Genomic DNA, 26,124 nt, shown 5'->3' with positions numbered 1-26,124 from the left:
CCGGGGCCCGGTCCCGCGCCTACCATCCGGCCGTGCTCTCCTCCACCGCCGCCGACGACGGCGCCCCCGGCCCGCCGCGCCCCTTCCGCCTCGACGTCCCGCAGGGCGACCTCGACGATCTGCACGCCCGGCTGGACCGGACCCGCTGGCCGGACCAGCCGGCCGGCGCCGGATGGGGGTACGGGGTGGAGCGGGAGTACCTGCGGGAGCTGGTGCGGTACTGGCGCCACGACTACGACTGGCGGGCCGCCGAGGCGGAGCTGAACGCCTGGCCGCAGTTCACCACCACGATCGACGGCGCGAACGTGCACTTCGCCCACGTCCGCTCCGCCGAGCCGGCCGCGACCCCGCTGCTGATCACCCACGGCTGGCCGGGGTCGATCGCCGAGTTCCTCGACGTGGCCGGGCCGTTGACCGATCCGGTGGCGCATGGCGGCGACCCCTCCGACGCCTTCCACCTCGTGCTGCCGAGCGTGCCCGGGTTCGGCCTGTCCGGACCGGCGCCGGACACCGGCTGGGAGGCCGGGCGGATCGCCGACGCCTGGGCCGAGCTGATGCGGCGCGTCGGCTACCACCGGTACGGCCTCCAGGGCGGTGACTGGGGCGCGGCGATCTCCCGCGAGCTGGGGCGGGTCCACCCCGAGCGGGTGCTCGGCGTCCACCTCAACCTGCTGCCGGGCGCCCAGCAGGCCACCGAGCCGACCGCCGCCGAGCTGGCCGGGCTCGGCGCCGCGGAACGGGAGCGCACCCTGCGGTCGTGGCGCCGCTGGGACGCGTGGACCCGGGAGAGCACCGGATACGCCGTCCAGCAGTCCACCCGGCCGCAGACCCTGGCGTACGCGCTCAACGACTCCCCGGTCGGGCAGCTCGCCTGGATCGTGGAGAAGTTCGCCGAGTGGACGGACTCCCGTCAGCTGCCGGAGGAGGCGGTGGACCGCGACCGGCTGCTGACCAACGTGATGCTGTACTGGGTGACCGGCACCGCCGGTTCGTCGGCCCGCGTCTACTACGAGCGGGCGCACGCCACCGGCCGCGCCGCCGCCCCGGGGGAGCCGTCCACCGCGCCGACCGCGGTCGCCTCCTTCGCCGCCGACCCGCAGCTCCCGCTGCGGCACCGGGCCCGGCGCACCGAGAACCTGGTGCGGTGGACGGAGTTCGACCGGGGCGGGCACTTCGCGGCGCTGGAGCAGCCGGAGCTGCTGGTCGGTGACGTACGGGCGTTCTTCCGGCAGTTGCGCGCGGAGCGGGCCGGCTGACCGCTCTGCCCTGGGCGAATCTGCCGCGGGCAGAGAAAGCCCCGGCGCGGGCGGTCCCGGGCCGACAGTGGGGGCGACGGCACCGTCCGGACGAAGCCGAAGGAGCGCCGATGTCCCCACTGACCACCGCCCCCCTGCTGCCGCGAGCGGAGGAGGGCGACACCCCGCCGAGCCGGTTCGACGACCACCTCGCCGCGCAGTTGCTCGCCCAGCGCATCGTCGTGCTGGGCACCCAGGTCGACGAGGTCTCCGCGAACCGGATCTGCGCCCAGTTGCTGATCCTGTCCGCGGAGGACCCGCGCACCGACATCAGCCTGTACATCAGCAGCCCCGGCGGCTCGGTCCACGCCGGGCTCGCCATCTACGACACGATGCGGCTGATCCCCAACGACGTCGCCACGCTCGCCATGGGGTTCGCCGCCAGCATGGGGCAGTTCCTGCTCAGCGTGGGCGCCGCGGGCAAGCGGTACGCGCTGCCCAACGCGCGGATCATGATGCACCAGCCGTCGGCGGGCATCGGCGGCACCACCGCGGACATCGAGATCCAGGCGGACAACCTGGAGTTCACCAAGCGCACCATCGAACGCATCACCGCCGAGCACACCGGCCAGTCACCGGAGACGATCTCGCGGGACGGCGACCGGGACCGCTGGTTCACGGCCGAGGAGGCCAGGGAGTACGGGATGGTGGACCGGGTGGTGGAGTCCTTCACGGACGTCCGCCCGGCCGGCACGCGGCGACGGATGGGGCTGTGACCATGGAGACGCGCATGGGGTCGTACACCATTCCGAGCGTCGTGGAGCGGACCCCGCAGGGCGAGCGGTCCTACGACGTGTTCAGCCGGCTGCTGGCGGAGCGGATCATCTTCCTCGGCACCGAGATCGACGACGGCGTCGCCAACGTCGTCATCGCGCAACTCCTGCACCTGGAGTCGTCGGCGCCGGAGAGCGAGATCTCGATCTACCTCAACTCCCCCGGCGGCTCGTTCACGTCGCTGATGGCGATCTACGACACCATGACGTTCGTGCAGGCGCCGATCTCGACGTTCTGCGTCGGCCAGGCGGCCTCCACGGCGGCGGTGCTGCTGGCCGGCGGCGACCCCGGGCGGCGGTTCGTGCTGGAGCACGCCCGGGTGCTGCTCGGCCAGCCGGCCAGCGGCGGCCGTCAGGGCACGGTCTCCGACCTGGCGCTCCAGGCGAAGGAGATGGTACGGATCCGCGCGCAGGTCGAGGAGGTGCTGACCCGGCACACCGGCCGCGAGGCCGCCGCGCTGCGGGCGGACATGGACCGCGACAAGGTGTTCACGGCCCAGGAGGCGGTGGCGTACGGGCTGGCCGACGAGGTGCTCGGCCGACGGCTCGTGCGGGCCTGAGCCGCCCCCCTGTGGGCGGGGCGGCCCTGCCCACGGGGGGCGCCGCGTCCCGTTACGCCGCCAAGCAGAGCCCGTCGTGACGGGAACCGGCGCGGCTGGAGACCGGGCGGCGGGTGGTGACTCGGGTGAGTTCGCCGTGCGCCCGGGCCAGCAGGTCGCCGAGGCCGAGGCCGAGCGCCCGGGCGGCGGCCGCGAGCACCTCCGAGGAGGCTTCCTTCCGGCCGCGTTCCACCTCGGAGAGGTACGGCATGGAGATCCGGGCCGCCTCCGCCACCTCCTTCAGCGTCCGTTCCTGGGCGAGGCGTTCCCGCCGCAGTACGTCGCCGACCAGGTCGCGCCAGAGCGGCTCGCGGGGCGCGGGGGCCGGGCGCGCGGCGTCCGGGCGGCCGGGGTGCGGGCGCAGGGGGATGACACGGGCTTCGTCCGGTGTTTGGCTGCTCACTTTCCCAGCTTAGGAGCGGCCCGCGGCAGCGGAAGGGCCCGGCGTTCCGCCCTGAGGGAAATCGGGGTCCGCCCGGCGCCCGCGCCGCTGACGTGTGGGCGGGCGGCGGCGCGGATATCCTTGAGCGGGCGGTACCGGGTCACCTGGGCGGCGTGAGCCGCCCGGACCTGGGTATCGCACCGCCGGAAGGATTCAGGGAGGCGTCGAGACGTGACTTTCGTGGCAGAGGCGATGGACACCGCCGTGATCCGGTCGAAGGCCGTGGACGGCCGTTCGGTGGCGCCGCGCGACGCGCGGGAGCTGTCCCGTCAGTTCTTCCAGCGGCTGTCCGAACTGGAGGAGGGCACCCGCGAGTACCAGTACGCGCGGGGCACCCTGATCGAGATGAACATGTCGCTGGTGCGGTTCGCGGCCGGCCGGTTCCGGGGCCGCGGCGACGACATGGAGGACGTCGTCCAGACCGGGATGATCGGTCTGATCAAGGCCATCGACCGGTTCGAGCTGTCGCGCGAGGTGGAGTTCACCTCCTTCGCGCTGCCGTACATCGTCGGCGAGATCAAGCGGTTCTTCCGTGACACCACCTGGGCGGTGCACGTGCCCAGGCGGCTTCAGGAACTCCGCGTCGAGCTGGCCAAGGCCCGTGAGGAGCTGTCCAGCCGGCTGGACCGCGAGCCGACCGTCGCCGAGCTGGCCACGCTGATGAACATCGGCGAGGACCAGGTGATCGAGGGACAGATCGCCGCCAACGGCTACCACTCCTCGTCGCTGGACGCCGCGCTCACCGGCGACGGCCCCGAGGGTGGCGAGTCGGTGCTGGCCGACTTCATCGGGGTGGAGGAGGACGGGCTGCGGCTCGTCGAGGACTTCCACACGCTGGCGCCGCTGATGGCCGAACTCAGCGAGCGCGACCGGCAGATCCTGCACCTGCGGTTCGTGGAGGAGGCCACCCAGGCGGAGATCGGCGAACGGCTCGGCTGCACGCAGATGCACGTCTCCCGGCTGATCAAGCGGATCATCGCCCGGCTGCGCGCGGGCATGCTGGGCGAACTGGACCACGTCTGAGGCCGCGGCGCACGGCGGCCGCGGGACATGACGGGGCGCACGGCGGGAGACCACCGTGCGCCTTCCGCCGCGGTCAATCGGTGAGCGGTACCACCGCGCGGACCCGCTTGCCGACCGGCACCCGTTCCACGACGAGTTCGTCGGCCAGCGCGTGCACGATCTCCAGTCCGTGCCGCCCGATCCGCTCCGGGTCGCGGGGGAAGCGTTTGGGCACCGCGCCGCTGCTGTCGTAGACGGACACCGTCACCGACCGGTCGGTGCCCTCCAGCTCCAGGATGTAGGGCCCCTGGCTGTGCCGGTCGGCGTTGGTGACCAGCTCACTCACCACCAGGAGCACGGCACCGTCGGCGGGGCGGCCGATCGTGGCGCACCACTCGGTCCTCAGCTGCTGGAGGAAGAGCGACGCGAAGGAACGCGCCTCGGCGATGCATCCCGGCTCGCCGGTGTAGTGTGCCGCCCGCCGTAGCGGTTCCACGGGCACGTCGAAGCCAGTCGGTATCACTGCCCCGTCCAGGTGGTCGATCATGCGTTTCTCTCTCGGAAGCCGGACTGGCCGGACGCTGCTGCACCAGTCCTGGTACCCCGTTGTCGGCCGTGCATGTCACCTCATTCTCACTGCGGGCATTGTCACAGCCGCGCGGGGCACCCGGACAGTGACCCCGGCCGATCGCGAGCGGTGCCCGGGGCGGAGTCCGGGAGGTGGACCGTGGTCTGGTGGACGTGGCTCGTCGTGGCGGTCGCGGTGCTGGTCGCCGTGGTGCTGCTGACCCTGGCGGTGCAGGCCCGGCGGCGGTCCGGCACGGTCGTCGCGGTGCGGTCCGGGCGCCGGCCCGGCGGGAAGGGCGTGCGATGAACGAGCTGATGGCCGCGCGGAGTCTGACCACCCGGCCGGTGGTGACCCTGGGCGGGGACGTGGTGGCGCAGGTCAAGGACACCGTCTTCGACGCGGAGGCCGGCCGGATCACCGGGTTCACGCTCAGTGGCCGGGGTCTGCTGTCGGGGCCGCTGCGGCAGAGCCTGCCCTGGCCCGCGGTGCACGCGCTGGGCCATGACGCGGTGCTGATCCGCGACCGGCGGGAGCTGGCGGCGACGGCCGCCGTGGTGGCCCGCCGGGAGGCGACGCAGGGCCGGGTGCTGGGGGCGCGGGTGCTGACCGACACGGGCACCGACGTCGGCACGGTCCTCGACGTGGTGGTGGAGGGCGGCGGCAGCGGCCGGGTGATCGGATTCCGGGTGGCCGCGAGCAAGGCCCTGGCGCCGGGGTCCAGACGCCGGCGGCGCCAGGTCTACGTGCCGCGCGGCGAGACGCTCGCCGTGTCCGGCCGGGCGCTGGTGCTGCCCGCGGACGCCGTCCGGCATGTCGTCGGCGGCCTCGACGAACTGGCCGCGCTGACGGCCGGCGGCGTCCCGGGCCGCCCGGAGGGACCCACGCCATGACGCTGTTCTCCGAGATACATGGCCTGCCGGTGGTCACCCTGGCCGACGCGGCGGAGCTGGGGACCGTGACGTCGCTGGCCGTGGACGCCGCCGCGGGCACGGTCACCCACCTGAGGGTGCGCGGCCGGCGCCGGCGCCAGGAGACGGTGCTGCCTTGGGCGGCGCTGCACGCCGTGGGGCCGGACGCCGTCCTGGTCCGGTCGGCCGACCCGGCCGGTCCGGTGCCGCCGCACGATCCGGTGGACAGCCGGGTGCTGACGGACGCCGGCGACGAGGCGGGCACCGTCCGGGACCTGGTCTTCGATCCGGACACCGGCCGGGTGCTGCGGGTGGTCACGGCCTACGGGGACATACCGGCCGACCGGCTGCTGGGCCTCGGCGACTACGCCCTGGTGGTCCGGGCCGCCGTCTGACGCTCCGGCCCGGCGGTGGCCGACTCCGCGCGGCCCGGGGGACGGGCGGGCGGACGGGCCGTTCGGACTGCCGTTGCCGCACCTCCTCGACGAGGTGCTGCGCGCCCCGGGCCTGTCGACGGTGAACCCGGCGCACCGCCGTGCGGCTGGTCGCGGCGATCCTCATGATCGGTCTGACCTGCCGGGCCCCCGCGCGGGCGGGACCGTCGGTGCTGGGCGTCGGCGGCCTGGGAGACGACGCGTCCGCGGAGCTGTTCCGGCGGCCACGGCCGTGGACCTGCTCGGCCCGGCGGTGGGGCGGGGGCCGGCCGCCGGGTTCCGCGGCGCCCTGCTCGCGCGCCTCGGAACCCGGCGGTGGCGAAGGTCAGTCGAAGGCCGCGGCGAACGCCCCGGGCTGGTAGGAACCGCCCTTCTGATGCGTGATCACCGCCAGCCGGTTGGCCGCGTTGATCAGCGCGACCACGCAGACCAGCGCCGCCGTGCAGTCGTCGTCGTAGTGCTTGCGCACCTGCTCCCAGGTCTCGTCGGACACCCCCTGATGGGCGTCGGCGAGCCGGGTGCCCTCCTCGGTGAGGGCCAGCGCGGCCCGTTCGGCCTCGGTGAAGACGGTGGACTCGCGCCAGGTGGCGACCAGGCTGAGCCGTACCGCGCTCTCCCCGGCCGCCGCGGCCTCCTTGGCGTGCATGTCGACGCAGTGGCCGCAGCCGTTGATCTGGCTGGCGCGCAGCGCCATCAGTTCTTGCGTGGACTTGGGCAGCGGCGACTGCTGGAGCACCAGCGCGGTGCCGGCGAACCGCTTGGCGAACTTGACCGCGATCTCGTTCTCGAACAGGTCGAACCGGGCTTCCATGGCGTCGTCCTCACTCGTGTTCGTGCGTCGGATGCCCACAGGACGCCCCCGCCGCGGGTCCTGTGACATGGCGGGAATGTGATGTGCGCCACTGGCCGCGGCTGTCACAGAACCGGTCCGGCCGGCATCTCGGGTATGTGACGACAGAACACGGCGACCGCGCCACCGAGGCGTTCGTCGCCCACCGCAACCTGCTGTTCACCGTGGCCTACGAGATGCTCGGCTCGGCCGCCGACGCGGAGGACGTGCTCCAGGAGACCTGGCTGCGCTGGTCCGGCGTCGACCTCGCCGAGGTGCGGGAGCCGCGGGCGTACCTGGTCCGGATCACCACCCGGCAGGCGCTGAGCCGGCTGCGCGCGCTGGGCCGGCGCAAGGAGTCCTACGTCGGTTCCTGGCTGCCCGAGCCGCTGCTGACCACACCGGACGTGGCCGAGGACGTCGAACTGGCCGACAGCGTCTCGATGGCCGTGCTGCTGGTGCTGGAGACCCTGGCGCCCGTGGAGCGGGCGGTGTTCGTGCTGCGCGAGGTGTTCGCCCTCGGGTACGAGGAGATCGCCGAGGCCGTCGGCAAGAGCCCGGCGGCGGTCCGGCAGATCGGACACCGGGCCCGCGCCCATGTCGCGGCCCGCCGGCCGCGCGGGACCGTCTCCGCCGCCGACACCCGGGACGCCCTCGCCGCGTTCCGGCGGGCGGTCGAGACCGGCGACCTGCAGGGGCTGCTCGACATCCTCGCGCCGGACGTGGTGCTGCTGGGCGACGGCGGCGGGGTGCGGCAGGCCGTCCTGCGGCCGATCGCGGGCGCCGACAAGGTGGCCCGGCTGCTGGTCGCCGGCATGGGCCGGCTGACCACCGGGGCCGCGCTGCGCCCGGCGCAGGTCAACGGCCACCCGGCCCTGGTCGTCCGGCTCGACGGCGAGCTCGACACCGTGGTGGCGGTGCGCGTCGACGACGGTCTGATCACCGGTCTGTACGCGGTGCGCAACCCGGAGAAGCTGTCGCACATGGAGCGGGCGACCGCCCTGCGCCGGTGACGCCGTTCAGGCGACGGGCACCACCAGCGCCGGGCCGGTGCGCTGCATGCGCAGGGCGTCCACCGACTCGGCGAGCAGTTCGTACTCGGTGGTCTCGTCGCTGGTGGCCACCCGCACCAGCCGCCCGGCGGCCAGTTCCTCGCCGACCAGTTCCTGTTGCACCACGTCGGCACACCAGGCGCGCAGCGCCAGCGGGACGTCCGGGGCGTCGTCGGCCACCGGGGTCAGGGCGCCGCGCGGCAGGTGCGGCCGGTCGGGCTGCGGATCGAGCCGCTCGGCGATCCAGGAGGCCCGGTCGCGCAGCCACCACAGGGCGAGGGCGAGGGTGGGGGCCCGGTAGGTTCCCAGCGGGACGCCGATCCGCCGCCCGTCACAGACTCCGTACGCGGTGACATGGCACAGGAACTCGTCGTGCACGTCTCCCCTCCCCCGTCGCATGGGTCGTGCGCTGTGGGTGAGGGCGCTGTCGCATGGCGTGATGCGCCCTAGGAGTTGAGTATGTTCACTGCTGAACCACTGTCACCATGCCTTTCCGGCCAGTCTCTTGGCATATTCACCGGTTCGACTGGCCGGAAGTTTTCCTATGCCTTGACGAGTTCGTCGATCCGGGCCAGTTCGTCGGCGTCGAAGTCCAGGTTGCCGACGGCGGCGACGCTGTCCGCCAGCTGTTCCGGGCTGCTCGCGCCGACCAGCGCGGAGGTCACCCGGCCGCCGCGCAGCACCCAGGCCAGCGCCAGCTGCGCCAGGGACTGGCCGCGGGACTTCGCGAGCGCGTCCAGCGCGCGCAACCTGCCGACCAGGTCCTCGGTGACCGCGTCCGAGTTCAGGAACGGGCTGTCGCTCGCCGCCCGGGAGTCCTCCGGGATGCCGTTGAGGTACCGGCCGGTCAGCAGGCCCTGCTCCAGCGGGGAGTAGGCGATGGAGCCGACGTTCAGCTCGTCGAGGGCGTCCAGCAGGCCCTCGCTCTCCGGGCGCCGGTCGAGCATCGAGTAGCGCGGCTGGTGGATCAGCAGCGGCGTGCCCAGGTCGGCCAGGATGCGCGCGGCCTCGCGGGTCTGCTCCGCCGAGTAGTTGGAGACCCCGACGTAGAGCGCCTTGCCCTGCCGCACCGCCGAGTGCAGGGCGCCCATCGTCTCCTCCAGCGGAGTGTCCGGGTCGGGGCGGTGCGAGTAGAAGATGTCGACGTACTCCAGGCCCATCCGCCGCAGGCTCTGGTCGAGGGAGGACAGCAGGTACTTGCGCGAGCCCCACTCGCCGTACGGGCCGGGCCACATCAGATAGCCGGCCTTGGTGGAGATCACCAGTTCGTCGCGGTACGGCGCGAAGTCGGCCGTCAGCGCCTCGCCGAGGGCGGACTCGGCGGCGCCGGGCGGCGGGCCGTAGTTGTTGGCCAGGTCGAAGTGGGTGACACCGAGGTCGAAGGCGCGGCGCAGGATGGCGCGCTGGGTCTCGACCGGGCGGTCCGGGCCGAAGTTGTGCCACAGGCCGAGCGAGAGCGCGGGGAGCTTCAGGCCGCTGCGTCCGGTGCGCCGGTAGGGCAGGGTCGCGTAGCGGTCGGGGTGTGCGGTGTACAACGCGTCTCCAGGGGATGTGCTGCGAGGGGTCGGCTCCCACTCTCGCGCGGGGTGCGACGAGTGGTCCAACAGGAGAATCCGATCGGATTCAGCGACTACGCTTCTCAGTCGTGGAACTTCGCCATCTCCAGCACTTCGTCGCGGTCGCCGAGGACCAGCACTTCACCCGGGCGGCGGAACGCCTGGTCGTCTCGCAGTCCGGCCTGTCGGCGTCCATCCGGGCGCTGGAACGGGAGCTGCGCGCGCCGCTGTTCGTGCGGACCACCCGCCGGGTGACGCTGACCGAGGCCGGGCGGGCGCTGCTCGGTGAGGCGCAGCGCGTCCTGGCGCAGGTGCGGGCGGCGCACGAGGCGGTCGCGGCGGTGCAGGGCGTGCTGCGCGGCACGCTGTCGGTGGGCACCGAGCAGTGCATCGCCGGGGTGCCGGTGGCCGGGCTGCTGGCCGGCTTCCGCCGCCGCCATCCGGACGTGGAGATCCGGCTGCGGCAGGCGGGCTCCGGCGAACTGGCCGAGGAGGTCGCGGCGGGCCGGCTCGACCTGGCCTTCGCCTACCGGATCCAGCCGGACACCGACCGGCTGCGCTCGGTGTCGCTGAGCAGCGAGCCGATGACCGTGCTGTGCCACCCGGGCCACCGCCTCGCCGAGCGCGGCGCGGTACTGGCCCCCCGCGACCTGGCCGACGAGGTCTTCGTCGACTTCCACCCGGACTGGGGGCCGCGCCGGGTCACCGACACCGCGTTCGCCGCGGCGGGCGTCCGGCGCACGGTGGCGCTGGAGGTCAACGACGTGCACGGCCTGCTCGACCTGATCGACGAGAACCTCGGCGTCGCCGTCGTCCCGCGGCACTTCCGGCACAAGCGGGCCTCGCTGACCTCGCTGCCGCTCAAGGAGTGCGACGAGGTGCTGTACGAGACCGTGGCGCTGCTGCCGCCCCCGCAGGCCACCAGTCCGGCGGCCCGGGCGCTGATGGCGCTGCTGGAAACGGCGAGCGCCTGACCGGCCGGTGCGCCATGGTGGACGTATGCATGCGAAGGACATCCTCATCGAGGGCTACGGCCGTATCCGGGAAGAGTTCCACGCCGCCGCCGACGGCCTCGGCCCCGACGACCTGGCCGCCCGCCCCTCCCCCGACGCCAACTCCATCGGCTGGCTGCTCTGGCATCTGACCCGGGTCCAGGACGACCACATCGCGGACGCCTTCGGCCTGGACCAGGTGTGGCTGGCCCAGGACTGGGAGCGGCGCTTCGGACTCGGCCTGCCCGCCCGGGACACCGGGTACGGCCACCGCCCCGCGCAGGTCGCGAAGGTGCGGGTCGGCTCGGCGGACCTGCTGACCGGCTACTACGACGCCGTGCACGAGCAGACGCTGGGCGCGCTGCGCTCGCTGACCGCCCAGGACCTGGAGCGGGTGGTCGACGAGAACTGGGACCCGCCGGTCACCCTGGCCGTGCGGCTGGTCAGTGTGCTGTCCGACGACCTCCAGCACGTGGGGCAGGCCGCCTACGCGCGCGGGCTGCTGCAGAGCGCGTAGCCCGGCAGGACGACGTCCTCGATGAGGGCCCGGCGCTCGTCGAACGGGATGAACGCGCTCTTGACCGCGTTCACCGTGACCGTGCGCAGGTCCTCGAGGCCCCAGCCGGCCTGCTCGACGAGCAGGGCCATCTCCCGGGTCATCGTGGTGCCCGAGACCAGCCGGTTGTCGGTGTTGAGGGTGACCCGGAAGCCGAGGTCCTTCAGGGCGGTGATGGGGTGGCCGGCGATGGAGGCCGCGGCACCGGTCTGGAGGTTGGAGGTGGGGCACATCTCCAGGGCGATCCGGCGGTCCCGCACCCAGCCGGCCAGCCGGCCGAGCTTGCCGCCCACGAGGTCGGGGATGTCGTCGGTGAGACGCACCCCGTGCCCGATGCGCTGGGCGCCGCACACCTGGACCGCCTGGTGGATGCTGGGCAGGCCGTACGCCTCCCCGGCGTGGATGGTGAACGGCACGTTCTCGCGCCGCAGATGGGCGAAGGCGGCGAGGTGGTCGGCGGGCGGGAAGCCGTCCTCGGCGCCGGCGATGTCGAAGCCGACCACCCCGGCGTCCCGGAAGGCGACCGCGAGGTCGGCGGCCTCGCGGACCCGGTCGAACATCCGCATCCCGCACAGCAGGGTGCCCACCCGGACGGGCGTACCGGCCGCCGCGGCCTTCGCCATGCCCGCGGCCAGCCCCTCCTGCACGGCCTCGACCACCTCGGGCAGGGCCAGCCCGCCGGTCAGCATCAGCTCGGGCGCGTAGCGCACCTCGCCGTAGACCACGCCGTCCGCGGCCAGGTCGAGGACGTACTCCTCGGCGGCCCGCAGCAGGGCCTCGCGGGTCTGGAGCACGGCGAGGGTGTGCTCGAAGGTGGCTATGTAGCGCACCAGGTCACCGGAGCCGGCGGCTTCGCGGAACCAGGCGGCCAGCCCGTCGGGATCGGTGTCGGGCAGCGTGTGGCCGGCCTCCCGGGCCAGCTCCACGACGGTGGCGGGCCGCAGCCCGCCGTCGAGATGGTCGTGCAGCACGGCCTTGGGCAGCCGGCGGAGCGTGTCGGTGTCGAGCGCGGTCATGCGTCGGTGTCCTCGGTAGGGGTGGTGGGGGTGGTGGGCTGGAGCAGGTCCCAGCGGTTGCCGTACAGGTCCTGGAAGACCGCGACCGTGCCGTAGGGCTCGTACCGGGGCTGCTCCAGGAAGGTCACGCCGGCCGCCGTCATCCGGGCGTGGTCGCGGGCGAAGTCGTCGGTGTGCAGGAAGAAGCCGACCCGGCCGCCGGTCTGGTCGCCGATCCGGGCCCGCTGCGGCTCGCCCTTGGCGCGGGCCAGCAGCAGCGCGGTGCCGCCGGTTCCCGGGCCGGGCTCGACGACGACCCAGCGGGAGCCGTCGGGCCGGGGCGCGTCCTCGGCGAGGCGGAAGCCGAGGGCGCCGGTGTAGAAGCGGACGGCGGCGTCGTAGTCGTCGACGACGAGGGTGACCAGGGCGATGCGGGACATCGGGACCTCTCGGGCGGGGATGACGGGAGAGGTTAGTACGGATGGAAGTTATACGTAAAACTGCCATCCGCTCAGCCGAGCAGGGTCAGGTCCGCCTCGGTCAGCCGGAGGGCGCCCGCGGCCACGTTCTCGGTCAGGTGGGCGGGGTCGCCGGTGCCGGGAATGGCGAGCAGGTGCGGGCCCTGGTGCAGGGTCCAGGCGATCCGGACCTGGGCGGGGCTCGCGCCGTGCGCCGCGGCGACCGCGCGCACGCCGGCGTCGTGGTCGGCGGCGGCCCGCTCGGGTCCGGCCTGGCCGGCGACGGCGTAGAACGGCACGAAGGCGATGCCCTGGGCGCGGCACCGGCGCAGCAGTTCGTCGGTGGCCGGGTCGTGGAAGCCGAGCCCGTAGCGGTTCTGGACGCTGACCACCGGGGCGATGGCCTGCGCCTCGGCGAGGTGGCGGGGCTCGACGGCGGAGAGCCCAAGGTGGCGGATCAGGCCGGCCTCGCGCAGTTCGGCGAGGGCGCCGAAGTGCTCGGCGATCGAGTCCTGGCGCATGCGGCGCAGGTAGACGACGTCGAGGTGGTCGCGGCCGAGCTGGCGCAGATTCTCCTCGACGTGTCCGCGCAGGTCCTCGGGGCGGGCGGCGGTGCCCCACGCGCCGGACCAGTCGCGGTACGGGCCGACCTTGGCCGCGATCACCAGGTCGTCGGGGTAGGGCGCCAGCGCGCGGCTGATCAGTTCGTTGGCGGAGCGCAGGGCGGAGAAGTAGAAGGCGGCGGTGTCGATGTGGTTGACGCCGAGTTCGACCGCCCGGCGCAGTACGGCGAGCGAGCGGTCCCGGTCGGCCGGGGTGCCGAGGTGGAAGGCGGCGCTGCCCGTCAGCCGCATAGCGCCGAGGCCGACGCGGCGGACGGGCAGGTCGCCGAGGGTCCAGGTGCCGGCCGCGTGCGCGGTGATCGTTTCCGTGGTCATCGGCGGAGTTTCGCACACGCCCGGCGGGGCGGGTCAGCAGTACAGGTTGCCGCCCGGGTCGACGCCGAGGATCTGCGCGAACCGCTGGTACGTCGTCACCCGGCTCTGCACCTGCGCGGCATTGCCCCCGTCGCACTCCAGGGACCCGTTGATGGAACGGATGGTCTGGCCGAAGCCGGCGCCGTTGACCATGGCGTTGTGCGCGGTCATGGTGCCGGGACCGTTCTGGGTGTTCCAGTACCACAGGCCGGTCTTCCAGGCCACGGCGGCGTCGTTCTGCACCAGCGAGGGGTTGTTCAGCAGGTCGATGCCGAGCGCGTCGCCCGCCGCCTTGTAGTTGAAGTTCCAGCTGAGCTGGATCGGACCGCGCCCGTAGTAGGCGGACTGGCCGGCCGGGCAGCCGTAGGACTGGCTCCAGTCGCAGTAGTGCGAGTAGTTGGCGGTGTTCTGCTCGACGACGTACACCAGCCCGCCGGTCTCGTGGCTGACGTTGGCGAGGAAGGCGGCGGCCTCCTGCTTCTTGACGGTGTCGCTGCCGGTGGTGGCGAAGCCGGGGTAGGCGGAGAGCGCGGCGGTGAGGCCGCTGTAGGTGTAGAAGCCGTTCCGGCTCGGGAACATCGTGTTGAACTGGGCCTCGGTGACCACGAAGTTGCCGACCGGTGTGGAGCCGCTGTCGCAGCCGTACGGCTCCCAGTACCAGGTGCTGATGGTGGGGTCGTAGCCCGGGTTGGCGTACTCGGCGATGTACGCCTTGCCGTCGGTGTAGCGGACGATGGCGCCGGCGGCGTAGGACTTGCCCGCCACCCAGCTCGGGTAGCTGGAACAGGCGGCGGCACTCGCGGGGGTGGCCGGCATCAGCGCGGGCACGGCGCCGGCCAGCGCGAGGACGGCCACGGCCGCGGAGATACGACGTCTCGACATGGGATCAACTCCTTGTCGGAGCACGGCCGTTCACGGGTGGGGCCGGAGCGGAACGGCCGTGGTGGGGGGTGGGTGAGCACACTCAACCGCATTGGTATGTACCAGTCAAGGGTGTAGACCAGTCGGACTCCGACGCCGGCTTTGACCCCGGCGGAGCGGGCCACAATGGGCCCATGACCGCACTCACCGCCCCGCACCCGCTCGTCACCCGGGCCCGGCGGCTCGCGGACGACCTGCTCGTCCCGTCCGCCGCCCGGGTCGACCAGCAGGGTGTGCCGGCCGGTCACCTCGAGGCCGTCCGCCGCGCGGGACTGCTCGGGGTGAGCGCCCCGGAGGAGTACGGCGGGGCGGGCGCCCCGGACCCGGTGGCGCGCGAGACGGCGGAGATCCTGGCCGGGGCGTGCTGCTCCACCTGGTTCGTGCAGACCCAGCACCACACACCGGTCCGGATGCTCGCCGGGGCCGAGCCGGGACTGCCGGCGCGGGACCGGCTGCTGCCCGCGCTGGCCACGGGCGCGTCCCTGGCGGGCATCGCCTTCGCGCACGTACGCGCCTTCCCGCGGGTGCCGGTGCGGGTCACCGCCGAGCGGGGCGGCTGGCGCTTCGACGGCACGGTGCCCTGGTACACGGGGTGGGGGCTGAACGACGTCATGCTGCTCGCGGGGGTGACACGGGACGCCGAGGTGGTGTTCGCGTTCGCCGACGCCCGCGAGCAGCCGGGGCTGCGGGCGTCAGCGCCGATGCGGCTCGCGGCGCTGACGGCCGCGCGCACGGTCTCCCTGGAGCTGGACGGCCTGTGGCTGCCGGGCGACGCCCTGCTGCGGTGCACGCCCCAGGAGGAGTTCGCCCGGGCCGACGGGGCGCGCAGCGCCAACACCTCGCCGGCGGTGTTCGGGGTCACGTCCGCCGCGCTGAGCCTCCTGGCGGCCGCCCCCGACGCCGGTGACACCGCGGCGGCGCTGCGCGCCCGCCTCGCCGAACTGCGCCGCAGCGCCTACGCGTTGGCCGACCACCCCGCACCGCGCGAACACGTCGCGGAACGCCTCGCCCTGCGCACCCGCGCGTACGACCTGATGCGCGCGGCCACGACCGCGGCGGTGGTGGCCGGCGGCGGCCGGGCGATGAGCCTGGACGGCACCGCGCAGCGGCTCGCCCGGGAGGGCATGTTCCTGCTGGTCCAGGGCCAGACGGCGGCCGTGCGGCGGACCCATCTGGCGGCACTGGGCGGTTAGGGGATTCCTGCCGGATCTCCGCGGCGGCGCGACGCCCGGCAGCCGGGGCGCGGGCCGCCGGTCAGTCGTCGTCGGACGCCGGGACGACGACGAGGAACGCGTCCGACTTCAGGTCCATGACCACCGTGGCGGGCTCGCCCTGGGCCCGGCGGGCGGCGGCGAACTCCTCCGCCGGCCACGAACCGCGCGGCGCCCCCGCCGGAAATCGCTCCAACACCTTCGCGCCCATAGCGGCAGACACCTCCGAGAGCCGACGACCGGCGGCCGGTGATTCCGGCCGGGACACCTTCCGCCTGCCCCCGTTCGCCCCACGCATACCCCCGCAGCGGCGCATCCGGTGGAGGCCCGTGCGCGGAGGTGATCACATGGAGGGCGACAGGGGGGCCGCCGATCCGGAGGGCCGAGCACGATGCGCGACGACGACACCGGGACCGGGCCGCGCTGCCTGGTGACCGGCGCCACGGGATACATCGGCGGCCGGCTCGTGCCGGAACTGCTCGCCGCCGGCCACCGGGTGCGCTGCCTGGCCCGCTCCCCCGGCAAGCTGCGCGACCAGCCGTGGGCGGACCGCGTGGAGGTGGCGCGCGGGGACGTCACGGACCGGGCCTCGCTCACCGCCGCGCTGCGGGACGTGGAGGTCGCCTACTACCTGGTGCACTCCCTGGGCACCGGGGACGGTTTCGAGGACACCGACCGCCGGGCCGCCCGGCTCTTCGGCGAGGTGGCCCGGGCCGCCGGGGTGCGGCGCATCGTGTACCTGGGCGGACTCACCCCGGCGGGCGTACCCGAGCGGTCGCTCTCCCCGCACCTGCGGTCACGGGCCGAGGTCGGCCGCATCCTGCTGGCCTCCGGGGTGCCGGCCACGGTGCTGCGGGCCGCCGTGATCATCGGCTCCGGCTCCGCCTCGTTCGAGATGCTGCGCTACCTCACCGAGCGGCTGCCGGTGATGGTGACGCCGAACTGGGTGCACACCCGCATCCAGCCGATCGCGATCCGGGACGTGCTGCGCACCCTGGTGGGCAGCGCGCGGATGCCGGACGACGTCAGCCGCGCCTTCGACATCGGCGGACCGGACATGCTGACCTACCGGCAGATGATGGACCGGTACGCGGCCGTCGCCGGCCTGCCGCACCGGTTCGTGGTGCCGGTCCCGGTCCTGACCCCGCGGCTGTCCGGCTACTGGGTGGGCCTGGTGACCCCGGTGCCGGCCGCCATCGCCAAGCCGCTCACCGAGTCGCTGCGCCACGAGGTGGTCTGCCAGGAGCACGACATCGCACGGTACGTGCCCGATCCACCCGGGTCCCTGATCGGTTTCGACGAGGCGGTACGGCTGGCCCTGCGGCGGGTCCAGGAGGCACGGGTGGCCACCCGCTGGTCGAACGCCTCGGTGCCCGGCGCGCCCAGCGACCCGCTGCCCACCGACCCCGACTGGGCGGGCGGCAGCCTGTACACGGACCGCCGCGCCCGCCGGGTCGACGCCTCGCGCGAGACACTGTGGCGGGTCATCGAGAGCATCGGCGGGGACAACGGCTGGTACTCCTTCCCGCTCGCCTGGGCCGTGCGCGGCTGGCTGGACCGGCTGGCCGGCGGGGTCGGACTGAACCGGGGGCGGCGGGACGCGGCCCATCTGCGGGCCGGCGACTCGCTGGACTTCTGGCGGGTCGAGGAGATCGAGCCGGGCCATCTGCTGCGGCTGCGCGCGGAGATGCGGCTGCCGGGTCTGGCCTGGCTGGAGATGTACGCCGAGACGGACGCCGCCGGCCGCACCCGGTACCGGCAGCGCGCCCTGTTCCACCCGCACGGGCTGCTCGGCCACCTGTACTGGTGGAGCGTGTCGCCCTTCCACGCCGTGGTCTTCGGCGGCATGGCCCGCAACATCGCCCGCGCGGCGGCGACGGCGTCCCCGGACCGCGCCCCGCACACTCCGGCCGGTCCCCTCCCGGCGGCCGGTGACCGGCCCCCGACGATCACCTGAGCCCGTCCCGGCCCCGTTCCTCCGACCTCGCTCCACCGACCCCGTTCCTCTGACCTCGTTCCACCGCCCCCCTTCCACCGTCCCCGTTCTACCGACCCCTTTCCACCGCCCCCTTTCCACCGCCCCCTTCCTCCGGCCGGCCGCGGGTCTCCCGCATCCGCCCGCCCGGCCGGACCGGAAGCAACCCGGTGGCACCTCTCCCCCACCCAGGAGTCCGCGCATGCACGTCTCGGTCGTCCTGTTCACCGCCGACCTGCGGCTGCACGACCATCCACCGCTGCGGGCCGCGAGCGAGGGCCGCGGGTACGTCGTTCCGCTGTTCGTCCGGGACCCGGCGGTGGACCGGGCCGGGTTCGCCGTACCCAACCGCCTGGCGTTCCTCGCCGACTGCCTGCGGGACCTGGACGCGGGCCTGCGCGCCCGCGGCGGCCGGCTCGTCGTCCGCACCGGCGACGTCGTCGAGCAGGTCTGCCGGGTGGCCACCGAGGCGGACGCCGACGAGGTGCACATGGCGGCCGACGTCAGCGCCTACGCCCGGGCCCGTGAGGAGCGGCTCCGGTGCGCGCTGGAGGCCGCCGGCCGACGGCTGCACGTGCACGAGACGGTGACCACCGTCGTGCCGCCCGGCGCGGTGACCCCCGCCGCCTCCGACCACTACGCCGTGTTCACCCCCTACTTCCGGCAGTGGTCCCGGCTGCCGCCGCGGGCCGTCCGCGCCGCGCCCCGCGCCGTCCGGGTGCCGGACGGCGTCCGCTCCGCGCCGCTGCCCGCCCGGCCCGGCCTCCCGGACCTGTCGCCTGGACTGGCCCGGGGCGGCGAGACGGAGGGCCGCGAACGGCTGGCGGCCTGGCTGCGCGCCCCGGTCGCGCACTACGCGGACCGGCACGACGACCTGGCCGGCGACGCCACCTCCCGGCTCTCGCCGCACCTGCACTTCGGCACCCTCTCCCCCGTCGAGGTCGTGCACCGCGCCCGGCGGGCGGGCGGCCCCGGCGCCGAGTCCTTCGTACGGCAGCTCGCCTGGCGCGACTTCCACCGGCAGGTACTGGCCGCGCGCCCGGCGGCGGCCGCCGAGGACTACCGCACCCGGCACGACCACTGGCGTACGGGCCCCGACGCGGACGCGGACACCGAGGCGTGGCGGGCGGGCCGCACGGGCTTCCCGGTGGTCGACGCCGGAATGCGGCAACTGCGCCACGAGGGCTGGATGCACAACCGGGCCCGGCTGCTGACCGCCGGTTTCCTCACCAAGACGCTCTACGTCGACTGGCGCGTCGGCGCCCGCCACTTCCTCGGCCTGCTCGTCGACGGGGACGTGGCCAACAACCAGCTCAACTGGCAGTGGACGGCCGGGACCGGCACCGACACCCGCCCGCACCGGGTGCTGAACCCGGTCGTCCAGGGCCTGCGGTACGACCCGGACGGCGCGTACGTCCGGCGCTGGGTGCCGGAACTCGCGGGGATGCCCGGCCGGGCGGCGCACGAGCCGTGGAAGCTGCCGGCCGCGGACCGGGCCGCGCTCGGCTACCCGGCGCCGATCGTCGAGCTCGCGGCGGGCCTTGCCCGGTTCAGACGGGCCCGCGGCCGGGAGTGAGGGGCGCGCCGGCGGCGGTCGACAGCATGTCCAGCGCCTCCGACAGGGTCGCCGGCCGGGCCGTGTCCGCCGCGGACCGTCCGGCCCAGCCCGGTCCGGCCAGCATCACCAGCGGCCGGCGCCGGGCGCCGCTCACGCCCCACCGGGTGGCCGCGACGTGCCGGGCCAGCGCGGTGGTCGCCATGGACCGGGCCTGGGCCCACAGCACCACGGCGACCGGCCCCAGCCGGCGCACGGCGGCGGTGAGCGCCTCGGCGGGGACCGCGGCGCCGAACATCCGGGTGGCGAGCTGCCGTTCACTCAGTGCGGCGTTGAGCGCCTCGATGGGCAGCGTGTGCTCCTCGCCGGGGACGCAGGCCAGGACGACGGGGGCGTCGGTGCCGCACGTCGGCGGGCGGGTGTGGCGGCGCAGCGTGGTGGAGACGTGCCAGGACAGCAGGTGCTCCACCTCGACGTAGCGGTCCCCGGACGTCTCCCACTTCCGTCCCACCGCGTGCAGGGCCGGCACCATCACCTCCTGCCAGGCGCCGGTCAGCCCGTGCCGTGCCACGGCCCGGTCCAGCAGTTCCTGCACGGCCGGCGCGTCCAGCCGGACGGCGGCCCGGGACAGCCCGCGGCACTCGCGGCGCAGGCCGGCGGCGGACGCCGGGCCGGTGTCGCGGCCGGGCGGCGGGCCCTCGCCGGTGGCGGGCGGTGCGGGCCGGGTGCCCTGCCGGGCCAGCCGCGCGGCCTCAGCGGGCGGCACCCCGGACGCCGTCAGCCGGCACATCGCCTCCAGCACCAGGACATCCGCGGGCGAGAAGCGCCGGTGGCGGCCCGCGTCGCGGACGGCGGGCCCGATGCCGTATCTGCGGTCCCAGGAGCGCAGCGTGGTGGGGGACACGCCCAGCCGCCGGGCCAGGGCACCGGTGGTCAGGCCGGCGCCGCCCGGCGACGGGGTCGTCGGCTCGTCCATGCGCCGACGATACGGCGCGCGGCCGACGCGTACGGACGCCTTAGCGAAACCGCCTCCCGCACCGCTACACATAAGGGCGAGATAAGGAGCAGAATGGATGTATTGCGGCATTCGTCGCATACCGCATCAGAACGCGGACGGCCTGCCAGTCAAAGGAGACGACCATGGCCAACGTCTCGCACACCAGAGGCGACACCAGGAGCGACATAGGGAGCCACCCCGACGCCCCGGAGATGCGGGCTCGGTACGACCGCGTGCTCGGCGGCCGTGACGTGGCGCTCATGGACGGGCCGGTGTTCCTGCTCGGTCTGTACTGCGCCGTGTCCCCCTGGATCCTCCACTTCACGTCGAGCCAGCCCTCGCTCGTCGCCCACAACCTCGTCGTGGGCATCGCGATCGGGCTGCTGGCGCTGGGCTTCACCCGGGCTCCGGAGCGCATGTACGGCCTCAGCTGGGCCATGTGCGCCATCGGCGTGTGGATGATCATCTCGCCGTGGATCGTGGGGTCGAGTCCGGACACCGGTGTCATCTTGAACAACATCATCATCGGCGCTCTGGCCCTGATCCTCGGCATGGCCTGTGCCGGGGCCGCGGCGAAGGCCTCCCGGCACTAGGCCCTGCCGGAGGACGCCCCCGGGGGCCGGTCCGCACCGCGCGGACCGGCCCTCGCGCGCTCCGGCGCGAACGGCGCGGGAGTGCGCCCGCCACCAGCGGGCATACGCCCCTCGCGGGGACGTTGACAGAAAGGGGCGGAGATGGGAATCGACGGGATCTTCAGTGCCATCATCATCGGAATCGTCATCGGTGTGCTGGGACGGCTCGTGGTCCCGGGCCGCCAGCGCATCGGCATCCTGTGGACGATTCTGGTGGGCATCGTGGCCGCGCTGATCGGCACGGCGGTGGCGGGCGCGTTCGACGTGGCCGAGACGGACGGTCCGGACTGGATCGAGTGGCTGATACAGATAGCCCTGGCGGCGGTCGGCGTGGCGGCACTGGACCGGGCGAAGGCCCGTCGCTGACGGCTGCGGCACCCCCCACCGACGGGCGGCACACCGGGAGACGACCCGGTGCGCCGCCCGTCGCGCGCGGACAGACCCGCTGACCCCCGAGGGCCGCGGCACCCGGGCCGTCCGCGAGATCACCCCAGCGGTGCCTGAGCCGGGCGCGGCACCGGACCGACCGAGGGCAGCCGCGCGCCGCGCCCCGGACCACCGCTCACCACGGAACCGGCCCAGCGGGAAGGCCGGCCCCACCGGGCCCGGCACCCGCGCCGGGGAACCCGCCCCACGCAGGCCGGACACCCGCACCACCCCCGCGAACCAGCCGCCCGCCGCCCGCCGCCCGCCGCCCGCCGCCCGCCGCCCGCCGCCCGCCGCCGGAACGCAAACACGACGCCCGGACCGCCCGGAAGGCCAGCACCTGCGGGCCTAGCGGAAAGGCCAGCCCCACCGGGCCCTGCGGGAAGACAAGCCCCACCGGACCCTGTGGGAAGGCCAACCCCGCCGGGCCCTGCGGGAAGCTCAGCCCCACCCGGCCCGGCACCCGCGCCGGGAATCCCCCCCCCCGCGGGCCGGACACCCGCACCACCCCCGCGAATCAGCCGTCCGCGCCGGATCGGAACCGCCGGAACAGGGCCGCGGCTCCGAGAACCAGCGCGGTGCCGCCGGCGAAGGCGGGTACCGTCCCGTCGGCTCCGGTGCGGGCGAGCGCGGCCGAGGGGGCCAGCGGGTCGGTGAGATCCCGCGCGGCGGCCGACGGGACCGGTGGCGTCGACAGCGGCGAGGGCGCGGGGCGGCGCGGCGGCTCCGCGCGGTCCCCGGAGCCGTTCGCCGGCTCGTTGCCCACGGCCGGGCCACCGATGCCCACCACGTGCACCGAGTCGCCGCCGATGTCGACCGGGACCTCGACCGGCAGCCGCACCCCGGCGCCGGACAGCACGCCCGGCGAGTGCCGCCCGCTCCCCTCGGCGGCGTCCGCGCAGGTGCTCCCGGTGACGGGGGCGAGCAGCCCGGCCACGCCCACGCCGTTCCCGCAGCCGTCCACCGGGAGCTGGACGGTGGCACCGGGGACCGGCCCCGGCGAGCCGGCCGCGTCGGCCACCGCGGCCGAGCAGGCCGGAAGCGGCACGGCCAGCGCGCCGCAGACGGCGGCGAGCACACCGATGCGGGCCACCCTCGGCACAGGTTCCCTGCCTTTCCGACACGGTCGCGGGCACGCACCCGCACCGGTGCAACGCGGGCGGACCAGCCGAGTTGCGGCCCGTCCGGCTTTCACCCGGTCGAGTGACCCTCGCCTCGAACAGGCCGGGCGGCCCCGCCCGCCGCCCGCACCGCCCGGAGGCGGCCCGGCACCGGCCCGCCTATGGTGATCGAGGGCGCCGTTCTCCGGTCCCCGACGGGGCGCCCGGGAGGCATCGATGCTGGCCAAGCTGTCGACCCGGCCCACGGCCCTGCGCTGGGCGATACCCGGCGCGCTGGGTCTGTCCCTGCTGGGCGCGGGCCTGCCCGCCGCCACCGCGGACGGCGCCCCGGCCGGTGAGGCCGGGCCCGGCCTGTCCCGGTACTACGACCAGCGGGTCAAGTGGACCGCCTGCGAAGGCATGGACATGCCCAAGGAGTTGCAGTGCGGGAAGGTCACCGTGCCGCTCGACTACGCCCGGCCGAAGGCGAAGACCCTCGACCTGGCCGTCGCCCGGTACCGGGCGACCGGCGACCGCAAGGGCTCAGTCCTGCTGAACTTCGGCGGGCCGGGCGGCTCCGGCGTCAGCGAACTGTCCGCCGGCGGCGAGGACTTCATGCACCTCACCAACGGCTACGACGTCGTCACCTTCGATCCGCGCGGGGTAGGCCGCTCCTCGCCGGTCAGCTGCGGCCCGGGCTCGGTCGAGATCATGCGGGCCACCGACGGGGACGAGGGGATGAAGGACCCGGAGGAGTCGCTGGAGCGGCTGCGCGCGGCCGCGGCCCAGTGCCGGAAGCACTCCGGGCCGGTACTGCCCCACATAGGCACCGTGAACGCGGCCCGGGACCTGGACGTGATGCGCCGCGCGCTCGGCGACGACAAGCTCAACTACCTCGGCTTCTCCTACGGGACCCGGCTCGGCGCGGTGTACGCCGCGCAGTTCCCGCACCGGGTGGGCCGGCTGGTGCTGGACGGCGTGGACACCCTGACCGAGCCCCTGACCGAACAGGGCGTGGCGGGCGCGCGGGGGCAGCAGACCGCGCTGGAGAACTTCCTCGACTGGTGCGTGGCGGACGACATCGCCTGTCCGTTCGGCCAGGACCGCAGGGCGGCCCGCGGGCAGGTCGAGCAACTCGTCGCGTCGCTGGACGACGAGCCGGTGCCGTCCGCCTTCGGGGAGCCCTTCACCGGCCAGGATCTCGTCGGCGCCCTGAGCCAGGCGCTCTACAGCCGGGAGCTGTGGCCGTCGCTGGAGCGGGCCGTCGCGCTCCTGGTCGAGGACGGCGACTCGCGGGGCCTGGAGAGTTTCGTCTCCGGCGGGGTCGGCTTCCCCGTCCGCCGGGACCCGGGCCGGACCGCCGCCGGCGGCGGGCTCACCGACCCGGCGGACGTGCCGCTGGACAACCTCCCGGCGGCGCTGATGGCGATCAACTGCGCCGACGACCCCGACCGCCCCGCCGCCGGCCAGGTCACCCGGTCGCTGGGCCGGCTGCGGGAGCGGTACGAGCAGGTGTCGCCGGTCTTCGGCCGCTACCGGCTCACCCAGGTACTGATGTGCTACGGCCGCCCCAAGGGCACCGCCTACATCCGCGACGAGGTCAAGGGCGTGGACACGCCGAAGATGCTGCTGGTCGGCACCCGCGGCGACCCGGCGACGCCGTACCGCTGGACGCAGGAGACGGCGAAGCGGCTGGGCCCCTCCGCTGTGGTGCTCGACAACAAGGGCGAGGGGCACACCGGGTACGCGTCCTCGCGGTGCGTGCACCGCAAGGTCGACGACTTCCTGCTGCACGGCTCGCTGCCGCCCAGCGGCTCCTCCTGCGGGCCGGAGCGGGACGGCTGAGCCTCAGTCGAGGACGAGTTCGGGCCGGTACATCTCCAGCCACAGCGCGAGGTCGAGGGCCCGTTCCAGGCCGCGCCGGTCCGCCTGGCCGCTCATCGGCGCCTCCCGGTCCGCGGCGCGGCGCAGCCGGGCGGGGTCGACGAGCTGGAAGACCGGGTGGTCCGGACGGGCCAGCAGGTCCCGGGCCTGGTCCTGGAGAGCCACCGCGTACTTGGGGTCCTGGGTCGACGGGTAGGGGCTCTTGACCCGGTCGTAGACGGACCTGGGCAGCACGTCGGCGGTGGCCTCGCGCAGCAGGGTCTTCTCCCGGCCGTCGTAGGACTTCAGCGCCCAGGGCGTGTTGTAGACGTACTCGACCAGCCGGTGGTCGCAGAACGGAACCCGGACCTCCAGGCCGACGGCCATGCTGGCGCGGTCCTTGCGGTCGAGCAGAATGCGGACGAACCGGGTCAGGTGCAGATGGCTGATCCGCCGCATCCGGTACTCGAAGTCGCTCTCGCCGTCGAGGCGCCGGATGCCCGCCACGGCGTCGCGGTAGCCGTCGGCGACGTACGCGGACAGGTCCAGGTCCGCCACCAGTTCGGGGCGCAGCACCTCGGTGTCCTCGCCGAAGTGGCGGCCCATCGCGACCAGCCACGGGAAGGCGTCGGCCTGCCGGGCCCGCTCGTCGAAGAACTGGAGGTAGCCGCCGAAGACCTCGTCGGCGGACTCGCCGGACAGGGCGACGGTGGATTGCTCCCGGACGGCCCGGAAGAGCAGGTACAGGGAGGCGTCCATGTCGCCGAAGCCGGCCGGCAGGTCGCGGGCCCGGATGACCTTCTCGCGGATCGCGGGGTCGGCGAGCGCCTGGGCGTCCAGCACGATGTCCTGGTGGTCGGTGCCGGCGGTGCGGGCCACGTCGTGCACGAAGGGGGTGTCGGGGGTGCCGCGCAGTTCGTCGGCGACGAAGTTCTCGGCCTGGCCGGCGAAGTCGACGGCGAAGCTGCGGATCTTCTCGCCGTCGGCGGCCAGTTGGCGGGCGCCGAGCGCGGTCAGCGCGGAGGAGTCGAGGCCGCCGGAGAGCAGCGTGCAGCGGGGCACGTCGGCGACGAGCTGGCGGCGCACGATGTCGTCGAGCAGTGCCCGGACGCGGGCGACGGTGGCCTCGCGGCCGTCGGTGTGCGGGCGGGTCTCCAGTTCCCAGTAGCGGCGGGTGCGTACGCCGTCGCGGTCGACGGTGACGACGGTGCCCGGCTCGACCTCGCGGACGCCGTCCCACACGGCGTGGCCGGGCGTCTTGATCATGGTGAACAGTTCGCGCAGGCCGTCCAGCCGGACCCGGCGGCGGGCCAGCGGGTTGGCGAGGATCGCCTTGGGTTCGGAGCCGAACAGGACGCCGTCGGCGGTGGGGTGGTAGTAGAAGGGCTTGATGCCCATGCGGTCGCGGACCATGACCAGCTTGTCCGCGCGGCCGTCCCAGATCGCGAAGGCGTACATGCCGTTGAGGCGCTCGGCGAGCGCGTCGCCCCACTCCAGGTAGCCGCGCAGGACGACCTCGGTGTCGGAGTCGGTGGTGAAGCGGTGGCCGCGGCCGGCCAGGTCCCGGCGCAGTTCGCTGAAGTTGTAGGTCTCGCCCGAGTAGACGAGGGCGACCGTGCCGTGCGGGGTCTCGGCGGTCATCGGCTGCCGGCCGCCGGGCAGGTCGATGATGGCGAGCCTGCGGTGGCCGAGCGCCGCGGGCCCCTCGGCCCAGACGCCGCGGTCGTCCGGTCCGCGGCAGGCCATCGTCTCCGTCATCGCATCCAATGCCGCGCGCTCGGCGCGCAGATCGCGGTCGAAGGAGACCCAGCCGGTGATGCCGCACATGTCCTGCCTCCTGCCTCCGGCCCGCCCGAAGCGCCCGCGCTGACCTGCTTTTTTGCTAGTGCGAGGGAACCGCCCGACGAACCAGTTGTATTTGCCATCTACATGTCGAGCCTGCGCGTCACGGGCAGGGCCGGTCAACATGGCCGTAACTCGGACGACACGCGGAGCCCCGCCCTTTCGG

The 26,124-nt window shown here is 74.3% G+C and carries 29 protein-coding genes; 16 read left to right on the top strand and 13 right to left on the bottom strand.

From position 1 onward, the window contains the following. Positions 1-32: 32 nt before the first annotated feature. From AB0G32_RS23680 to AB0G32_RS23670, 3 genes are all read left to right on the top strand, one after another. Positions 33-1,256, top strand: coding sequence for an epoxide hydrolase family protein (locus AB0G32_RS23680; RefSeq protein WP_361166581.1), 1,224 nt, complete (start codon positions 33-35; stop codon positions 1,254-1,256). 110 nt (positions 1,257-1,366) lie between these two features. Next, positions 1,367-2,011 carry an ATP-dependent Clp protease proteolytic subunit gene (locus tag AB0G32_RS23675; RefSeq protein WP_361166578.1) on the top strand — a complete coding sequence of 215 codons (645 nt, stop codon included), beginning with the start codon at positions 1,367-1,369 and terminating at the stop codon, positions 2,009-2,011. A gap of 14 nt (positions 2,012-2,025) precedes the next feature. Next, complete coding sequence (locus tag AB0G32_RS23670) at positions 2,026-2,628, top strand: ATP-dependent Clp protease proteolytic subunit (RefSeq protein ID WP_361166575.1); 603 nt, start codon at positions 2,026-2,028, stop codon at positions 2,626-2,628. 52 nt (positions 2,629-2,680) lie between these two features. Here AB0G32_RS23670 and AB0G32_RS23665 read toward each other — a convergent pair whose 3' ends face one another. After that, positions 2,681-3,070 (bottom strand): helix-turn-helix transcriptional regulator, encoded by a 390-nt coding sequence (locus tag AB0G32_RS23665; RefSeq protein ID WP_361166572.1) that lies wholly within the window; start codon positions 3,068-3,070, stop codon positions 2,681-2,683. 231 nt (positions 3,071-3,301) lie between these two features. On the opposite strand from AB0G32_RS23665, the gene AB0G32_RS23660 reads away from it, so the two are divergent. Next, on the top strand, positions 3,302-4,132 hold the full coding sequence (locus tag AB0G32_RS23660; RefSeq protein ID WP_361166762.1) for a SigB/SigF/SigG family RNA polymerase sigma factor: 831 nt from the start codon (positions 3,302-3,304) through the stop codon (positions 4,130-4,132). A gap of 73 nt (positions 4,133-4,205) precedes the next feature. On the opposite strand, the gene AB0G32_RS23655 is transcribed toward AB0G32_RS23660, so the two are convergent. Beyond that, positions 4,206-4,658 (bottom strand): ATP-binding protein, encoded by a 453-nt coding sequence (locus tag AB0G32_RS23655; RefSeq protein ID WP_361166569.1) that lies wholly within the window; start codon positions 4,656-4,658, stop codon positions 4,206-4,208. 180 nt (positions 4,659-4,838) lie between these two features. Here AB0G32_RS23655 and AB0G32_RS23650 point away from each other — a divergent pair, with 180 nt between their 5' ends. Genes AB0G32_RS23650 through AB0G32_RS23640 form a run of 3 tightly spaced genes read left to right on the top strand, consistent with a single transcriptional unit; the run spans position 4,839 to position 5,982 of the window. Beyond that, complete coding sequence (locus tag AB0G32_RS23650; protein ID WP_361166566.1) at positions 4,839-4,985, top strand: hypothetical protein; 147 nt, start codon at positions 4,839-4,841, stop codon at positions 4,983-4,985. Continuing rightward, on the top strand, positions 4,982-5,569 hold the full coding sequence (locus AB0G32_RS23645) for a PRC-barrel domain-containing protein (protein WP_361166563.1): 588 nt from the start codon (positions 4,982-4,984) through the stop codon (positions 5,567-5,569). The genes AB0G32_RS23650 and AB0G32_RS23645 overlap by 4 nt, the downstream gene beginning before the upstream one ends. Further along, complete coding sequence (locus AB0G32_RS23640; RefSeq protein ID WP_361166560.1) at positions 5,566-5,982, top strand: PRC-barrel domain-containing protein; 417 nt, start codon at positions 5,566-5,568, stop codon at positions 5,980-5,982. Before AB0G32_RS23645 ends, AB0G32_RS23640 begins: the two co-directional genes overlap by 4 nt. 364 nt (positions 5,983-6,346) lie before the next feature. On the opposite strand, the gene AB0G32_RS23635 is transcribed toward AB0G32_RS23640, so the two are convergent. Further along, entirely contained in the window at positions 6,347-6,832 is a 486-nt protein-coding gene (locus AB0G32_RS23635) for a carboxymuconolactone decarboxylase family protein (protein ID WP_361166557.1), read from the bottom strand. Between the two features lie 137 nt (positions 6,833-6,969). Between AB0G32_RS23635 and AB0G32_RS23630 the strand changes: the two genes are divergently transcribed. After that, positions 6,970-7,863 carry an RNA polymerase sigma-70 factor gene (locus tag AB0G32_RS23630; RefSeq protein WP_361166554.1) on the top strand — a complete coding sequence of 298 codons (894 nt, stop codon included), beginning with the start codon at positions 6,970-6,972 and terminating at the stop codon, positions 7,861-7,863. Between the two features lie 6 nt (positions 7,864-7,869). Here AB0G32_RS23630 and AB0G32_RS23625 read toward each other — a convergent pair whose 3' ends face one another. Beyond that, positions 7,870-8,280, bottom strand: coding sequence for a hypothetical protein (locus AB0G32_RS23625; protein WP_361166551.1), 411 nt, complete (start codon positions 8,278-8,280; stop codon positions 7,870-7,872). Between the two features lie 164 nt (positions 8,281-8,444). Further along, entirely contained in the window at positions 8,445-9,437 is a 993-nt protein-coding gene (gene mgrA, locus AB0G32_RS23620) for an L-glyceraldehyde 3-phosphate reductase (protein ID WP_361166548.1), read from the bottom strand. Between the two features lie 110 nt (positions 9,438-9,547). Between mgrA and AB0G32_RS23615 the strand changes: the two genes are divergently transcribed. Both AB0G32_RS23615 and AB0G32_RS23610 read left to right on the top strand, forming a co-directional pair. After that, positions 9,548-10,432 (top strand): LysR family transcriptional regulator, encoded by an 885-nt coding sequence (locus tag AB0G32_RS23615; protein ID WP_361166545.1) that lies wholly within the window; start codon positions 9,548-9,550, stop codon positions 10,430-10,432. A gap of 25 nt (positions 10,433-10,457) precedes the next feature. Next, positions 10,458-10,967 (top strand): DinB family protein, encoded by a 510-nt coding sequence (locus AB0G32_RS23610; protein ID WP_361166542.1) that lies wholly within the window; start codon positions 10,458-10,460, stop codon positions 10,965-10,967. Here the strand turns inward: AB0G32_RS23610 and AB0G32_RS23605 are convergent. From AB0G32_RS23605 to AB0G32_RS23590, 4 genes are all read right to left on the bottom strand, one after another. Beyond that, entirely contained in the window at positions 10,937-12,022 is a 1,086-nt protein-coding gene (locus tag AB0G32_RS23605; protein WP_361166539.1) for an adenosine deaminase, read from the bottom strand. The two genes, AB0G32_RS23610 and AB0G32_RS23605, sit on opposite strands and share 31 nt — an antisense overlap. Continuing rightward, a complete protein-coding gene (locus AB0G32_RS23600) occupies positions 12,019-12,441 on the bottom strand; it encodes a VOC family protein (RefSeq protein ID WP_361166536.1) in 423 nt (140 codons plus the stop codon). Before AB0G32_RS23600 ends, AB0G32_RS23605 begins: the two co-directional genes overlap by 4 nt. Before the next feature lie 71 nt (positions 12,442-12,512). After that, positions 12,513-13,397: an aldo/keto reductase gene (locus AB0G32_RS23595; RefSeq protein WP_361166533.1), complete on the bottom strand. Its 885-nt coding sequence runs from the start codon at positions 13,395-13,397 to the stop codon at positions 12,513-12,515. 33 nt (positions 13,398-13,430) lie between these two features. Further along, positions 13,431-14,318: a glycoside hydrolase family 19 protein gene (locus AB0G32_RS23590; RefSeq protein WP_361166530.1), complete on the bottom strand. Its 888-nt coding sequence runs from the start codon at positions 14,316-14,318 to the stop codon at positions 13,431-13,433. Between the two features lie 173 nt (positions 14,319-14,491). On the opposite strand from AB0G32_RS23590, the gene AB0G32_RS23585 reads away from it, so the two are divergent. Then, complete coding sequence (locus tag AB0G32_RS23585; protein ID WP_361166527.1) at positions 14,492-15,550, top strand: acyl-CoA dehydrogenase family protein; 1,059 nt, start codon at positions 14,492-14,494, stop codon at positions 15,548-15,550. Positions 15,551-15,611: 61 nt separating this feature from the next. Here the strand turns inward: AB0G32_RS23585 and AB0G32_RS23580 are convergent, their stop codons facing one another. After that, positions 15,612-15,779 carry a hypothetical protein gene (locus AB0G32_RS23580; RefSeq protein WP_361166524.1) on the bottom strand — a complete coding sequence of 56 codons (168 nt, stop codon included), beginning with the start codon at positions 15,777-15,779 and terminating at the stop codon, positions 15,612-15,614. A 180-nt stretch (positions 15,780-15,959) separates the two neighbouring features. Here AB0G32_RS23580 and AB0G32_RS23575 point away from each other — a divergent pair, with 180 nt between their 5' ends. Next, positions 15,960-17,525 (top strand): SDR family oxidoreductase, encoded by a 1,566-nt coding sequence (locus AB0G32_RS23575; RefSeq protein WP_361166521.1) that lies wholly within the window; start codon positions 15,960-15,962, stop codon positions 17,523-17,525. 220 nt (positions 17,526-17,745) lie between these two features. Next, positions 17,746-19,119 carry a deoxyribodipyrimidine photo-lyase gene (locus AB0G32_RS23570; protein ID WP_361166518.1) on the top strand — a complete coding sequence of 458 codons (1,374 nt, stop codon included), beginning with the start codon at positions 17,746-17,748 and terminating at the stop codon, positions 19,117-19,119. On the opposite strand, the gene AB0G32_RS23565 is transcribed toward AB0G32_RS23570, so the two are convergent. After that, a complete protein-coding gene (locus AB0G32_RS23565; protein ID WP_361166515.1) occupies positions 19,094-20,074 on the bottom strand; it encodes a MerR family transcriptional regulator in 981 nt (326 codons plus the stop codon). The two genes, AB0G32_RS23570 and AB0G32_RS23565, sit on opposite strands and share 26 nt — an antisense overlap. Before the next feature lie 164 nt (positions 20,075-20,238). On the opposite strand from AB0G32_RS23565, the gene AB0G32_RS23560 reads away from it, so the two are divergent. Further along, a complete protein-coding gene (locus tag AB0G32_RS23560) occupies positions 20,239-20,688 on the top strand; it encodes an SPW repeat protein (RefSeq protein ID WP_361166512.1) in 450 nt (149 codons plus the stop codon). A 141-nt stretch (positions 20,689-20,829) separates the two neighbouring features. Continuing rightward, positions 20,830-21,093: a GlsB/YeaQ/YmgE family stress response membrane protein gene (locus AB0G32_RS23555; RefSeq protein ID WP_361166509.1), complete on the top strand. Its 264-nt coding sequence runs from the start codon at positions 20,830-20,832 to the stop codon at positions 21,091-21,093. A 577-nt stretch (positions 21,094-21,670) separates the two neighbouring features. On the opposite strand, the gene AB0G32_RS23550 is transcribed toward AB0G32_RS23555, so the two are convergent. Further along, a complete protein-coding gene (locus tag AB0G32_RS23550) occupies positions 21,671-22,246 on the bottom strand; it encodes a chaplin family protein (RefSeq protein WP_361166506.1) in 576 nt (191 codons plus the stop codon). Positions 22,247-22,490: 244 nt separating this feature from the next. Here AB0G32_RS23550 and AB0G32_RS23545 point away from each other — a divergent pair, with 244 nt between their 5' ends. After that, positions 22,491-24,098, top strand: coding sequence for an alpha/beta hydrolase (locus AB0G32_RS23545; RefSeq protein WP_361166503.1), 1,608 nt, complete (start codon positions 22,491-22,493; stop codon positions 24,096-24,098). Positions 24,099-24,101: 3 nt separating this feature from the next. Here the strand turns inward: AB0G32_RS23545 and asnB are convergent, their stop codons facing one another. Continuing rightward, positions 24,102-25,943, bottom strand: a complete 1,842-nt coding sequence (asnB, locus tag AB0G32_RS23540) for an asparagine synthase (glutamine-hydrolyzing) (protein WP_361166500.1) — start codon at positions 25,941-25,943, stop codon at positions 24,102-24,104. Positions 25,944-26,124: the final 181 nt, after the last annotated feature.

Source organism: Streptomyces sp. NPDC023723 (assembly GCF_040639815.1).
GTDB lineage: Bacteria > Actinomycetota > Actinomycetes > Streptomycetales > Streptomycetaceae > Streptomyces.
The sequence above is the reverse complement of the archived record's forward strand: the minus strand, read 5'-3'. Positions and strand labels throughout refer to the sequence as shown.

What these genes read in the sequence shown, in the direction of transcription:
- AB0G32_RS23565 (WP_361166515.1), bottom strand. Translation starts at nt 20,074, where the DNA reads ATGGACGAGCCGACGACCCCGTCGCCGGGCGGCGCCGGCCTGACCACC.
- AB0G32_RS23660 (WP_361166762.1), top strand. Translation starts at nt 3,302, where the DNA reads ATGGACACCGCCGTGATCCGGTCGAAGGCCGTGGACGGCCGTTCGGTG.
- AB0G32_RS23605 (WP_361166539.1), bottom strand. Translation starts at nt 12,022, where the DNA reads ATGACCGCGCTCGACACCGACACGCTCCGCCGGCTGCCCAAGGCCGTG.
- AB0G32_RS23575 (WP_361166521.1), top strand. Translation starts at nt 15,960, where the DNA reads ATGCGCGACGACGACACCGGGACCGGGCCGCGCTGCCTGGTGACCGGC.
- AB0G32_RS23590 (WP_361166530.1), bottom strand. Translation starts at nt 14,318, where the DNA reads ATGTCGAGACGTCGTATCTCCGCGGCCGTGGCCGTCCTCGCGCTGGCC.
- asnB (WP_361166500.1), bottom strand. Translation starts at nt 25,943, where the DNA reads ATGTGCGGCATCACCGGCTGGGTCTCCTTCGACCGCGATCTGCGCGCC.
- AB0G32_RS23600 (WP_361166536.1), bottom strand. Translation starts at nt 12,441, where the DNA reads ATGTCCCGCATCGCCCTGGTCACCCTCGTCGTCGACGACTACGACGCC.
- AB0G32_RS23670 (WP_361166575.1), top strand. Translation starts at nt 2,026, where the DNA reads ATGGGGTCGTACACCATTCCGAGCGTCGTGGAGCGGACCCCGCAGGGC.
- AB0G32_RS23635 (WP_361166557.1), bottom strand. Translation starts at nt 6,832, where the DNA reads ATGGAAGCCCGGTTCGACCTGTTCGAGAACGAGATCGCGGTCAAGTTC.
- AB0G32_RS23555 (WP_361166509.1), top strand. Translation starts at nt 20,830, where the DNA reads ATGGGAATCGACGGGATCTTCAGTGCCATCATCATCGGAATCGTCATC.
- AB0G32_RS23570 (WP_361166518.1), top strand. Translation starts at nt 17,746, where the DNA reads ATGCACGTCTCGGTCGTCCTGTTCACCGCCGACCTGCGGCTGCACGAC.
- AB0G32_RS23655 (WP_361166569.1), bottom strand. Translation starts at nt 4,658, where the DNA reads ATGATCGACCACCTGGACGGGGCAGTGATACCGACTGGCTTCGACGTG.
- AB0G32_RS23580 (WP_361166524.1), bottom strand. Translation starts at nt 15,779, where the DNA reads ATGGGCGCGAAGGTGTTGGAGCGATTTCCGGCGGGGGCGCCGCGCGGT.
- AB0G32_RS23545 (WP_361166503.1), top strand. Translation starts at nt 22,491, where the DNA reads ATGCTGGCCAAGCTGTCGACCCGGCCCACGGCCCTGCGCTGGGCGATA.
- AB0G32_RS23560 (WP_361166512.1), top strand. Translation starts at nt 20,239, where the DNA reads ATGGCCAACGTCTCGCACACCAGAGGCGACACCAGGAGCGACATAGGG.
- AB0G32_RS23610 (WP_361166542.1), top strand. Translation starts at nt 10,458, where the DNA reads ATGCATGCGAAGGACATCCTCATCGAGGGCTACGGCCGTATCCGGGAA.
- AB0G32_RS23585 (WP_361166527.1), top strand. Translation starts at nt 14,492, where the DNA reads ATGACCGCACTCACCGCCCCGCACCCGCTCGTCACCCGGGCCCGGCGG.
- AB0G32_RS23675 (WP_361166578.1), top strand. Translation starts at nt 1,367, where the DNA reads ATGTCCCCACTGACCACCGCCCCCCTGCTGCCGCGAGCGGAGGAGGGC.
- AB0G32_RS23645 (WP_361166563.1), top strand. Translation starts at nt 4,982, where the DNA reads ATGAACGAGCTGATGGCCGCGCGGAGTCTGACCACCCGGCCGGTGGTG.
- AB0G32_RS23595 (WP_361166533.1), bottom strand. Translation starts at nt 13,397, where the DNA reads ATGACCACGGAAACGATCACCGCGCACGCGGCCGGCACCTGGACCCTC.
- AB0G32_RS23640 (WP_361166560.1), top strand. Translation starts at nt 5,566, where the DNA reads ATGACGCTGTTCTCCGAGATACATGGCCTGCCGGTGGTCACCCTGGCC.